This window comes from Vibrio sp. 99-8-1 (genome assembly GCF_013114595.1).
Taxonomy (GTDB): domain Bacteria; phylum Pseudomonadota; class Gammaproteobacteria; order Enterobacterales; family Vibrionaceae; genus Vibrio.
In genome coordinates this window covers 15,127-27,549 of record NZ_VTXE01000022.1, presented here as the reverse complement: position 1 = coordinate 27,549, position 12,423 = coordinate 15,127, and the positions used below count along the sequence as shown (strand labels likewise).

Sequence of the window (12,423 nt, the reverse complement as noted above, 5' to 3'; positions counted from 1 at the left end):
AATTATGCAACACGAATCTCCTATTAAACGTCGCCCATCAAGCAGAATTTACGTGGGCGATGTGCCTATTGGTGACGGAGCGCCGATTGCGGTGCAGTCAATGACCAATACTCGTACAACCGATGTAGAAGCCACCTTAGCGCAGATTCATGCGTTAGAGAAAGTTGGCGCTGATATTGTTCGAGTATCCGTACCAACAATGGATGCTGCTGAGGCATTCAAACAAATTAAGCAGCAGTGTTCTATTCCTTTGATCGCCGATATTCATTTTGATTATCGAATTGCGCTAAAAGTGGCTGAATATGGTGTAGATTGCTTACGAATTAATCCAGGGAATATTGGCAATGAAGAACGTATCCGTTCGGTTGTTGATTGTGCCCGTGATAAAAATATTCCTATTCGTATTGGTGTTAACGGTGGCTCTCTGGAAAAAGAGATCCAGGTTAAGTACGGTGAGCCAACACCAGAAGCGCTAGTTGAATCAGCCATGCGTCATGTTGATATCTTGGATAGGCTCAATTTTGATCAGTTTAAAGTGAGTGTAAAAGCGTCGGATGTATTCCTCGCAGTTGACTCATATCGCTTATTAGCAAAGCAGATTGATCAGCCGCTCCACCTAGGTATAACCGAAGCAGGAGGAGCGCGAGCGGGATCGGTTAAGTCAGCCGTAGGCTTAGGAATGTTATTGTCGGAAGGTATCGGCGATACATTACGCGTCTCTTTAGCCGCGGATCCAGTCGAAGAGATTAAAGTCGGGTTTGATATTCTTAAATCACTTAGAATCCGCTCTCGTGGTATTAATTTTATTGCTTGTCCTACCTGCTCTCGACAAGAGTTTGACGTGATCAATACCGTTAACGAACTAGAACAGCGACTGGAAGATATTGTTATTCCGATGGACGTTTCTATTATAGGTTGTGTAGTGAACGGCCCTGGTGAAGCTGAAGTCTCACATTTAGGTGTTGCCGGCGGCAATAGAAAAAGTGCCTATTATGATGATGGACAGCGCCAGAAAGAGCGATTTGATAATGACAATCTTATCGACCAGTTAGAAGCAAAGATTCGCGCAAAAGCATCAGTATTAGATACGAATAATCATATTGATATAAACCAAATTATTGATAATAAATAACCTTAACGATTACGGTAAAAGATTGTGGCAAAAACAATTCAAGCAATACGAGGCATGAACGACTGCCTTCCTACAGATTCTCCGCTTTGGCAGAAAGTGGAAGGAACAGTAAAAAAAGTGATAAGTGCGTATGGATATAGCGAAGTACGCATGCCAATCGTTGAGCAGACGCATCTATTTAGCCGAGCCATTGGTGAAGTGACAGATGTTGTCGAAAAAGAGATGTATACATTTGAAGACCGCAATGGTGATAGTTTAACGCTTCGCCCAGAAGGTACCGCTGGATGTGTCCGTTCTGGCATCGAAAATGGTTTACTGTACAACCAAGAGCAGCGCTTGTGGTATATGGGACCAATGTTCCGTCATGAAAGACCACAAAAAGGACGTTACCGTCAATTTCATCAAGTGGGTGCAGAAGTTTTTGGTCTAAATGGACCTGACGTTGATGCAGAAATGATCATGATGACTGCGCGCTTGTGGCGTGAGCTTGGCATTGATGAACATGTTCGATTAGAACTGAATTCCATCGGTTCGTTAGAAGCAAGAGCGAATTATCGCGATGCATTGATCGCTTATTTAGAGCAGCACGAAGATGTGTTGGATGATGACTGTCAACGTCGTATGTATACCAACCCATTGCGTGTATTGGATACAAAAAATCCAGATGTACAAGCCATTTTAGGTGACGCGCCAGAATTGTCGGCCTTCTTAGATGAAGAGTCAAAACAACATTTTTCTGGACTGTGTGAACTTCTTGATGCTGCCGGAATCGAATATCAAGTTAACCAACGATTGGTACGCGGTTTAGATTATTACAACCGAACCGTATTTGAGTGGATCACTGAAAGCTTAGGCGCGCAAGGAACAGTGTGTGGTGGTGGTCGTTACGACGGTTTGGTTGAGCAATTAGGTGGTAAACCAACGCCTGCGGTAGGGTTTGCGATGGGGCTAGAGCGACTCGTATTGCTGCTGGACACATTAGGCCTAAATGATGTTCGCCGTGCGGTAGATGTTTATATCGTCACCGCGGGAGAAGGGACAATGATGGCAGGAATGAAGTTAGCTGAGCAGCTTCGTGAATCAGTGCCTGAACTCCGAGTTATGACCCACTTTGGTGGTGGTAACTTTAAGAAACAATTTAAGCGTGCTGACAAAGTCGGTGCAGCAATCGCATTAGTGCTAGGTGAAAATGAAGTGTCTGAAGGAACAGTAGTGGTTAAAGACCTTGCTGGTGGTGAGCAAAGTACGCTTGCCCAAACTGACGTTGCATCGCACCTAACAAATTTGATTTAAGAGGACAGGACGTGGAACTGTACGATAGCGAAGAACAACAAGTTGAAGCCATTAAAGATTGGTGGAAAGAGAACGGCAAAGCGGTCATTTTAGGTGGCGTTGTTGGATTGGGTGGCATTTTTGGATGGCGTTATTATCAAGATTCTGTAGTCGCAGCGAAAGATGCAGCATCAGACAGCTATACAAAGGTTATTTCTCAGCTCTCTAACGCAGGAAGTGATGCCAGTGACGAGGTTCAGAGTTATATTGACGCCAATAAAGAGACGGAATATGCAGTACTCGCAGCACTGCAGTTAGCGCGAGTTCAAGTCGAAGCTAACGATATTCCTGCGGCATTAGCACAACTTGAGTGGGCGAAAGCCAATACTAAAGATGAAACCGTCAAACCTTTGATCGACTTTCGTATCGCCAGAGTATTTGCTCAGCAGCAGCAGTTTGATCAAGCTATTGCTCAACTTTCAGCAATTACATCATCGGCATGGCAAGGGCGAGTAAACGAGCTTAAAGGTGACATCTTGTTACGTAAGGGCGACAAAGAAGGTGCTTATAGTGCCTATGTTGAAGCTCAGCAAGCTGGTGATGCAAACCAAGGTATTCAATTAAAGCTGGATGACTTGGCGAAATAAGGGCAGAAACCATGAATAAGTTATTCAGCCGAATTTTGCTAGGCTCATTGGCACTGTCCACTATCGTGGGTTGCTCTAGTGAAGAAGATACCGTGGTAATGGCTCCCGTTCCACAAGTATCAAGCCAGTTTACGCCAGATAGCCAATGGACGACTTCTATTGGAAATGGTGTTGGGCATTTCTTTTCTAAGCTTCAGCCAGAATTTGCATATGAAAAAATATTTGTTGCTAGCCGAGATGGAGAAGTTAAGGCTCTTGATCCCGCTAGTGGGGAAACTCTCTGGTCAACGAATGTTAGTGGTGACACTTCTGCACGATTGTCTGGTGGCCTAAATGCCTCATATGGCAAAGTATTTATTGGCTCAGAAAACGGTCAGTTAATCGCCTTAAACGCCGAATCAGGAGAACTTGTTTGGCGTAAAAACGTGTTAGGCGAAGTTCTTGCTAGACCAGCAACTGACAATAGTTTAGTCATGATCAATACCAGTCGTGGCATTTTGGTAGCGTTAGATGCAGAGACAGGTGATGAGGCTTGGAGCATCAGCACAGAGGTGCCAAACCTTACTCTTCGTGGTGACAGCGCCCCTTCAACCGCATCCGGCGGTGTCTTTTGGGGAACCGCCAATGGTAGATTGGCGGCAGCAGTGGTTGAACGTGGTCAGCTAATTTGGCAACAACCTGTAGGTACACCAAAAGGCGCAACAGAAATAGATCGAATTGTTGATGTTGATTCATCGCCGATTATTCTAGGATCCATGCTGTATACCGTTGGTGTTAATGGCCAGTTGATTGCTATTGATCTTCGTTCTGGCGGTCCATCATGGAAGCGAAACTACTCTTCGGCTCTTGATATGTCGACGGATGGTTCGCGATTATATCTGGTAACAGACAATGATTACGTGGCGGCGGTTGATGCTCGTAGTGGCACGGAACTATGGAAAAACAAACAGTTAGAAAACCGTTTGCTGACTTCGCCTACAATTATTGATGATTATATTGTTGTTGGTGATGCAGAAGGCTATCTGCACTGGCTGGATAAAAACAGTGGTGAGTTTGTTGCTCAACAACTTGTTAATGATAGTGGTTTTGCTGTTGCACCCATTGAGCTCGATGATGGATATTTGATCACGACTCGCAATGGTAGGGTTGAGAAATTAACGGTCAACTAGCTGTGTAATCTGACGTAAGTAACCTGATCATAGTGAGTGTTACTTAAGATCAATAGTGTGATAGAATTCACGTTCGGCTCCTGACTTAGCGGTTAGGAGCCGTTTTGTTGACATTAATAAGTGTGGTTATAGGTAAATAGGCAATGTTTACCTATAACTACATATAGAATAAAAATTGTAGAGGTTGTTATGATTCCTGTTGTTGCTCTAGTTGGGCGTCCAAACGTAGGTAAATCAACATTATTTAACCGATTAACCCGTACTAGGGATGCATTGGTTGCCGACTTTCCTGGACTTACTCGAGATCGTAAATATGGTCAGGCTAAGCTAGGAGAGCATGAATTCATCGTGATAGATACCGGTGGTATTGATGGCACAGAAGAAGGCGTAGAAACCAAAATGGCGGCGCAGTCATTAGCGGCTATTGATGAAGCTGATGTTGTGTTATTTATGGTTGATGGCCGCGCTGGACTAACGGTATCAGATGAAGCGATAGCAGAGCATTTGCGTAAAATTGAAAAGCCAGCCATGTTAGTGGTCAATAAAGTGGATGGTGTTGATGCTGACGCAGCAAGTGCTGAGTTTTGGCAGCTTGGTATGGACAATATGTACCAAATAGCCGCTGCTCATGGTCGTGGCGTGAGTGCGTTGATTGATCTAGCGTTAAACCCATTTGCGGAAGAGTTGTTAGAAAAGAATGAAGGTGAGATAGAAGATCTTACCAATTTGGCTGAGCAGGAAGAAGAGCAACTTGAGTATTCTGAGCAAGAAGCAGAAGAAGAGTTTCAGAGGCTTCAAGACCAGCCGATTAAGCTGGCGATTATTGGTCGGCCTAATGTGGGTAAATCAACGCTAACCAATCGTATTCTAGGTGAAGAGCGTGTTGTTGTTTATGATATGCCCGGAACAACACGTGACTCTATCTATATCCCAATGGAGCGTGATGGACGAGAATACGTACTGATTGATACCGCTGGTGTTCGTCGAAGAAAGCGTATCAATGAAACGGTAGAAAAATTTTCTGTGGTGAAAACTTTAAAAGCCATTGAAGATGCTAACGTAGTGCTATTGATAATTGATGCTCGCGAAAATATCTCAGATCAAGATTTAAGCTTACTGGGTTTTGCATTAAACGCTGGACGTTCCATCGTATTAGCCGTTAATAAATGGGATGGACTGGATAGCGATGTAAAAGAGCATGTTAAAAAAGAGCTGGATAGACGTCTGGGCTTTGTTGATTTCGCTCGAATTCACTTTATTTCCGCTCTGCACGGTACTGGTGTTGGTCACTTATTCGAGTCAGTACAAGAAGCTTATAAATCAGCGACAACTCGTGTAGGAACCTCTGTACTTACCCGTATTATGAAGATGGCAACAGATGATCATCAGCCGCCATTAGTTCGTGGTCGTCGTGTAAAACTAAAATACGCCCATGCTGGGGGATATAACCCGCCAATTATTGTTATCCATGGTAATCAGGTAAACGAGCTACCGGACTCTTATAAACGATATTTAATGAACTATTATCGTCGTTCTTTGGAGATAATGGGCACACCCATTCGAATTCAGTTTCAAAGTAGTGAAAACCCATTTGAAAAGAAAGGCGATAAAGAGACACTTTATCAAGACCGTAATCGCAAACGCGTATTAGGTATGATGAAGAACCGTAAGAAAAAGTAGTATCGCCTGAGACTTATTCGATTTAGCGGATAATCGGCTATGACCGACTAGAACGAAAAGCAATAAAAAGCGCCTTAGGCGCTTTTTATTTGCCTAGAGAAGTGATTTGATCCCATCTCAAAATGAGAAATAGAATAAAATAGTTAAAAAATATTATGGAAGTAATCCGGCTAACTATTTGATAGGAAAAGATATATGTCGATTTCTATCTGGAGCTCTAAACTCAGCACAAAAGCGATTACAACAAATGGTTGCTTGAATAATCGCGAACAGGGATCGATTTTATAAAATACCGCGATCTCGGTTACATATCAATGTTGATTAGTTTAATTAACTGTTTAAAATCCAAAAACAGGATATGTAACTTATGCTTTCGGGTTGTGGTTATATAAATATTCTTAATGGGGCAGATCGCTGATCAGATAAGATTAAGCAGATGATCCGATAAAGATCATAGTAACCTAAAAGCAGTAAAAAGATCATCATGTTCTTTATGCAAAAAGATCATGGTAGCCTAATAGTAATCCTGATGAATGTCAGGGATTGGAAACGTCGATCTAACCTTACTAAGTCATAAAGCTATTTAAATTAGATTGAACATAATTAAGAGAGACTCATTATGTCGCCACAAAATATTTGCCCTCAATGTAACCAAGAGCTTGAGTGGAAAGCTGGTGTTTATCACTGTAAGCCGTGTTTAACTAAATACAACAAACTCGCATTTTGTCCGGATTGTGACGCGGAGTTAGAGAAGCTTCAGGCGTGTGGTGCTGCGAACTATTTCTGTAATAGCTGCAATGAGCTTAAATCTAAGTCACGTGTACGATTTCAGTTTGAACAACAGGTATAACGGAGTAAAACAAGTTTAGCCTTACTGAACACGCAATCAGGCGATAAAGCAGTAGAAAATGCCAACAAGTGCTGTCCGAAGGGGAAAAATGGCTACTTGAAAGATCAACGGCCCCTAAATTCTAGCTGACTATGGAGTGAATATTGCCATCGGCTAGCTGAGTGATGATGCGATCTCCTTTGCTAACCTCTTTTGCCTGTGTAATGACTTGGCCATCCTCCCGCTTACTAATACTATAACCTCGCTTGAGTGTTGCCAGCGGGCTTACTGCATCTAATGTTTCTGCGGCGAGTGCCAGTTTATGACGCTCAATCATCAGCTTTTTATCCATGGCATCAATTAAGCTCTGATTAAGTCGAGATAGAGAGTTCTGCTGCTTTTTAATGGTATTGTCTGGCGATAAAAGCTGCAATTGATGATCGAGCTTTCTTATTGATGATTGTTGCTGTTGAAATCTCGTTTGAATGGCAGAAATTAAACGTGATTCTAGCTCATCAAGTTGTTGATTCTGCTTCTCTAATTGGTAACTAGGGTGCTGTTTGTCTAGTAAATGAGAGAGCTTTTGCAAGGTAAATTGTTGCTCAGAAAAGTAATGTTGAATGCTATTTTTTAATGCCAAGACCCGACGAGTAATTGCTTGCTGCTTATGGCTTTGATCCCGACTGACCAGCTCTGCGGCTGCGGATGGTGTTGGTGCTCGAACATCGGCAACAAAATCAGCGATTGTCACATCGATTTCATGTCCGACGGCGCTAACAATCGGAATTTGACTGGCTGCTATTGTCCGCGCAACGATTTCATTATTAAAACACCACAGATCTTCAATTGAACCACCACCACGACCAACTATTAACACATCGCATTCATTACGGCTGTTTGCTCTGCCAATGGCTTGAGCAATCTCTATTGCGGCATTTTCTCCTTGCACAAGGGTTGGGTAAATAACCACCGGCAGGGTCGCGTCTCGTCGTTTTAATACATCGAGAATATCGTATAGTGCTGCACCAGTTTTTGATGTCACAACACCGACTGTACGTGGGTTTTCAGGTAAGCTTTTTTTGGTGGATTGAGCAAATAGTCCTTCGGCCGCTAATTGCATTTTCAGTTCATCAAACTGCTGCTGCAATTTACCGTCGCCTTCCGGTTGCATACTTTCAACAATAAGCTGGTAGTCACCACGAGGTTCATAAAGTGAAAGGCGAGCTTTTACTAATACTTGGTTACCACTGCTAGGTTTAAATGTTACGCGACGATTATTACCGCGAAACATGGCACATTTTACCTGAGCTCGGGCGTCTTTTAGAGAAAAGTACCAATGGCCTGAAACTGGCGCGGAAAAGTTTGATATCTCTCCAACAAGCCAAACAACACCCATTTCGTTTTCAAGTAGAAGACGAACTTCAGAATTGAGTCGGGATACTGTGAAAATATTTTCGTTTCGTTGTTGAAAATTGGATTGCAGAGACACCAGAGATACCACAGAGACGTGAGTATGGAAATTAGCGGCAATATAATACATATCAAGGGGGTAAATGCAAATAAAAATCAAAAAAATGTGTAGCTAACCGATTGCGTCGTGCGTATAATCCGTTTGCAATATTTATATTGATTCACTCTAAGATTCATCCTTTTGACTCGTTGTTAAGGATGAATTTTTGTATTAACCCTATGTTGAGAGATATTGCAATGCTACGAATCGCAAAAGAAGCCCTTACTTTTGACGACGTTTTACTCGTCCCTGCACATTCGACAGTACTTCCAAATACCGCGGACTTGCGTACTAAATTAACCAAAAATATTGAGATGAACATCCCGATGCTTTCTGCATCGATGGATACGGTCACGGAAGCTCGTCTTGCAATCGCTCTTGCTCAAGAAGGTGGCATTGGTTTTATTCATAAAAACATGTCCATTGAACAACAAGCAGAACAAGTTCGCTTAGTAAAAATATTCGAAGCCGGAGTGGTTTCTCATCCTGTTACCGTGAAACCGACGGCTACCATTGCAGATGTGTTGGCTTTAACTGAGAAAAACGGCTTTGCTGGTTATCCTGTTGTTGGTGAGAACAATGAACTGGTCGGAATTATTACTGGACGAGATGTTAGATTTGTTACTGATCTATCCAAAACAGTCGATAAAGTAATGACGCCAAAAGAGCGTCTAGCAACGGTTAAAGAAGGCGCAGCTCCAGAAGTTGTGCAAGAAGAGATGCACCGTTCTCGCGTAGAGAAAGTGTTAGTTGTGAATGATGCATTCCAGCTAAAAGGCATGATTACTGCTAAAGACTTCCATAAAGCGGAAAGAAAACCGCACGCATGTAAAGATGACCAAGGTCGTCTACGAGTGGGGGCCGCTGTTGGCGCCGGCGCTGGTAATGAAGAAAGAGTCGCAGCACTTGTTGAAGCGGGGGTAGATGTACTACTTATCGATTCTTCACATGGTCACTCTGAAGGGGTATTGACTCGAATTCGAGATACACGCGCTGCCTATCCAAATCTGGATATTATTGGCGGTAATGTCGCGACAGGTGCAGGTGCTAAAGCATTAATTGATGCAGGTGTTAGCGCCGTAAAAGTAGGTATTGGCCCTGGTTCAATTTGTACAACGCGTATTGTTACTGGTGTTGGGGTTCCACAAATCACCGCTATCTCAGATGCTGTTGAAGTGGCGGATCAATATGGTATTCCAGTTATTGCTGATGGCGGAATTCGTTTCTCAGGTGATATCTGTAAAGCCATCGTTGCCGGAGCATCATGTGTCATGGTTGGCTCAATGTTCGCCGGTACAGAAGAAGCACCGGGTGAAGTTATTTTGTACCAAGGTCGCTCTTACAAATCATATCGCGGAATGGGCTCTCTAGGCGCAATGTCGCAAGGCTCTTCGGACCGTTACTTCCAAACGGATAATGCAGCAGACAAGCTAGTACCGGAAGGAATAGAAGGTCGTATCGCTTATAAAGGTCGCTTGAAAGAGATTGTGCACCAGCAAATGGGTGGATTACGCTCAAGTATGGGACTTACTGGCAGCGCTACGGTAGAAGAGATGAGAACCAAAGCAGAGTTTGTTCGTATATCTGGTGCGGGTATGAAGGAGTCGCATGTTCATGATGTCCAGATTACCAAAGAAGCACCTAACTATCGTTTAGGCTAGTCAACACACAAGAATTGAGACATTAGAAATGACAAAAAATATTCATGATCAACGTATTTTGATTTTAGATTTTGGTTCTCAGTACACGCAGCTAATTGCTCGTCGTATTCGTGAAATTGGTGTTTATTGTGAGTTGTGGAGTTGGGATGTTGAAGAGTCTGATATTAGAGACTTTAACCCTAACGGTATCATTTTATCTGGTGGTCCAGAGAGCGTAACAGAAGATAACTCTCCACGTGCGCCAGAATATGTATTTGAAGCCGGTGTACCCGTGTTTGGTGTTTGTTATGGTATGCAAACTATGTCCGAGCAGTTAGGCGGTAAAGTTGCTGGTTCAAATGAACGTGAATTTGGTTATGCAAAAGTAGAGGTAGTTGATGACTGCCAACTGTTCAAAAATATAGAAGACGCCATTGCAGAAAATGGTCACCCGCTGCTTGATGTTTGGATGAGCCATGGTGATAAAGTGGTTGAAATTCCATCTGACTTTAAAAAAGTCGCTGAAACAGAAACGTGTCCATTTGCCGCCATGGCGAATGAAGAGAAACAGTTTTATGGCGTTCAGTTCCACCCTGAAGTAACCCATACAAGACAAGGCATGAGAATGCTTGAGAACTTTGTTATCTCTATTTGTGGTTGCGAAAAATTATGGACATCTCAGTCAATTATTGATGATGCGGTTGCTCGTATTAAAGAGCAAGTAGGGAATGACGAAGTTATTCTTGGCTTGTCTGGTGGTGTTGACTCATCTGTTGTCGCTATGTTGGTTCACCGCGCTATTGGTGACAAGCTAACCTGTGTATTTGTTGATAATGGTCTACTTCGTTTAAACGAAGGCCAACAAGTAATGGACATGTTTGGTGACCACTTTGGATTGAATATTGTTCATGTAAAAGCAGAACAACGATTCCTAGATGCACTAAAAGGCCAACAAGATCCTGAAGTGAAGCGTAAAACCATTGGTCATGTGTTTATTGATGTTTTTGATGAAGAGTCGAAAAAATTGGATAACGCCAAATGGTTAGCTCAAGGAACCATTTATCCAGATGTTATTGAGTCGGCAGCGTCTAAAACCGGTAAAGCGCATGTGATTAAGTCGCACCATAATGTTGGCGGCTTGCCAGATGATATGGAAATGGGGTTAGTTGAACCACTTCGTGAGCTGTTTAAAGATGAAGTACGTAAAATTGGTTTGGAGCTAGGTTTACCATATAACATGCTTTATCGTCACCCGTTCCCAGGCCCTGGTTTAGGGGTTCGTGTATTAGGTGAGATTAAGAAAGAGTATTGCGATCTGCTTCGCCGTGCTGACGCCATCTTTATTGAAGAGCTGCATAACGCGGATTTGTACAACAAAGTATCACAAGCTTTTGCAGTATTTTTGCCAGTACGCTCGGTCGGCGTGATGGGCGACGGAAGAAAGTACGATTGGGTCGTCTCTTTGCGCGCCGTAGAAACTATCGACTTTATGACCGCTCACTGGGCTCATCTGCCATATGATTTCTTAGGTAAAGTTTCTAATCGTATTATCAATGAAGTCGAAGGTATATCTCGCGTGGTATACGATATTTCAGGAAAACCACCTGCGACTATCGAGTGGGAATAATAGAGATTAAGTAACAAAAAACTAGGTTATTCAGTCATCAAGTAAACCGGACATGGGTTACTTGATGACTCTCTTTTCAGTTAAATTAATGCCAGTCAAACCCTTCTCGTTATTACTTTGTTGGTTGTCACAAAATTCTTTTGTTGAATATCAATTTTGAGTATTGCAACTAAGTTGATAATAAACTATTATCCGCGCGACTAAAAAATATCTGTATTTTTTCAACTAATTTTGAGTAAGGTTCGCATCGGATGTCAACAAAACTAGCAAACCCAGCACCATTAGGCCTAATGGGCTTTGGTATGACGACTATTCTTCTAAATATTCATAACGCAGGTTATTTCCCTATTGATTCCATGATTCTTGCGATGGGTATTTTTTATGGTGGATTAAGCCAAGTTATTGTTGGCATCATGTGTTTTAAGCGTGGCGATACTTTTGGAACGACTGCTTTCACGTCATACGGTTTGTTTTGGTTAACCCTGGTCGGTCTAATTGTAATGCCTAAAATGGGCTTACCCGCGAGCCCTGCGCCATTTATGGGGTGGTATTTAGCACTATGGGGTGTTTTCACTGCCTTTATGTTTATTGGCTCACTTTGCTACCCAACGGCTAAACAAGTTGTATTTGGTTCTTTGGTGATACTATTTGCTCTACTTGCTATTCGTGACTTCACCGGTAACGAGTTTATTGGTCATATCGCAGGTTATGAAGGTATTTTCTGTGGCGCGAGCGCAATCTATTTTGCCATGGCTCAAGTTTTAAATAATGAATTTGGTCGCGAAATATTACCGGTAGGTAAACCACTGATTGGTCGTGTTAAAGTAGTTGAAGAAGAAGCAGAGACACAACCTGTTACGGCATAAGATGACGCTCTAATCCGTTTTCAGTAGATAGCTATTTTCAGTCCCCGCCAT

At 42.7% G+C, this 12,423-nt stretch carries 10 protein-coding genes; 9 read left to right on the top strand and 1 reads right to left on the bottom strand.

The genetic code is table 11. From position 1 onward, the window contains the following. The first annotated feature begins 4 nt into the window (after positions 1-4). The 6 genes from ispG (at position 5) to F0227_RS13365 (ending at position 6,750) form a co-directional block, all read left to right on the top strand. Positions 5-1,132 carry a flavodoxin-dependent (E)-4-hydroxy-3-methylbut-2-enyl-diphosphate synthase gene (ispG, locus tag F0227_RS13390; protein WP_171753722.1) on the top strand — a complete coding sequence of 376 codons (1,128 nt, stop codon included), beginning with the start codon at positions 5-7 and terminating at the stop codon, positions 1,130-1,132. Positions 1,133-1,156: 24 nt separating this feature from the next. Then, positions 1,157-2,425, top strand: coding sequence for a histidine--tRNA ligase (gene hisS / locus F0227_RS13385; RefSeq protein WP_171753721.1), 1,269 nt, complete (start codon positions 1,157-1,159; stop codon positions 2,423-2,425). A gap of 11 nt (positions 2,426-2,436) precedes the next feature. Continuing rightward, a complete protein-coding gene (locus tag F0227_RS13380) occupies positions 2,437-3,051 on the top strand; it encodes a tetratricopeptide repeat protein (protein ID WP_171753720.1) in 615 nt (204 codons plus the stop codon). An 11-nt stretch (positions 3,052-3,062) separates the two neighbouring features. Then, positions 3,063-4,220 carry an outer membrane protein assembly factor BamB gene (gene bamB, locus F0227_RS13375; RefSeq protein ID WP_171753719.1) on the top strand — a complete coding sequence of 386 codons (1,158 nt, stop codon included), beginning with the start codon at positions 3,063-3,065 and terminating at the stop codon, positions 4,218-4,220. Positions 4,221-4,409: 189 nt separating this feature from the next. Beyond that, positions 4,410-5,900, top strand: a complete 1,491-nt coding sequence (gene der / locus F0227_RS13370) for a ribosome biogenesis GTPase Der (RefSeq protein ID WP_171753718.1) — start codon at positions 4,410-4,412, stop codon at positions 5,898-5,900. A gap of 619 nt (positions 5,901-6,519) precedes the next feature. Further along, complete coding sequence (locus F0227_RS13365; protein WP_171753717.1) at positions 6,520-6,750, top strand: zinc ribbon domain-containing protein; 231 nt, start codon at positions 6,520-6,522, stop codon at positions 6,748-6,750. A 121-nt stretch (positions 6,751-6,871) separates the two neighbouring features. Here F0227_RS13365 and xseA read toward each other — a convergent pair whose 3' ends face one another. Beyond that, positions 6,872-8,212 (bottom strand): exodeoxyribonuclease VII large subunit, encoded by a 1,341-nt coding sequence (gene xseA, locus F0227_RS13360; RefSeq protein WP_253822102.1) that lies wholly within the window; start codon positions 8,210-8,212, stop codon positions 6,872-6,874. 224 nt (positions 8,213-8,436) lie between these two features. Between xseA and guaB the strand changes: the two genes are divergently transcribed. The 3 genes from guaB to F0227_RS13345 all read left to right on the top strand — a co-directional run bounded on the left by guaB (position 8,437) and on the right by F0227_RS13345 (position 12,372). Further along, positions 8,437-9,900 (top strand): IMP dehydrogenase, encoded by a 1,464-nt coding sequence (gene guaB / locus F0227_RS13355; protein WP_171753715.1) that lies wholly within the window; start codon positions 8,437-8,439, stop codon positions 9,898-9,900. A gap of 28 nt (positions 9,901-9,928) precedes the next feature. Beyond that, a complete protein-coding gene (guaA, locus tag F0227_RS13350; protein ID WP_171753714.1) occupies positions 9,929-11,506 on the top strand; it encodes a glutamine-hydrolyzing GMP synthase in 1,578 nt (525 codons plus the stop codon). A gap of 251 nt (positions 11,507-11,757) precedes the next feature. Then, the gene (locus tag F0227_RS13345; RefSeq protein ID WP_171753713.1) at positions 11,758-12,372 is read left to right on the top strand and encodes an acetate uptake transporter; all 615 of its coding nucleotides are present in this window, start codon (positions 11,758-11,760) and stop codon (positions 12,370-12,372) included. The last annotated feature ends 51 nt before the right edge of the window (positions 12,373-12,423 follow it).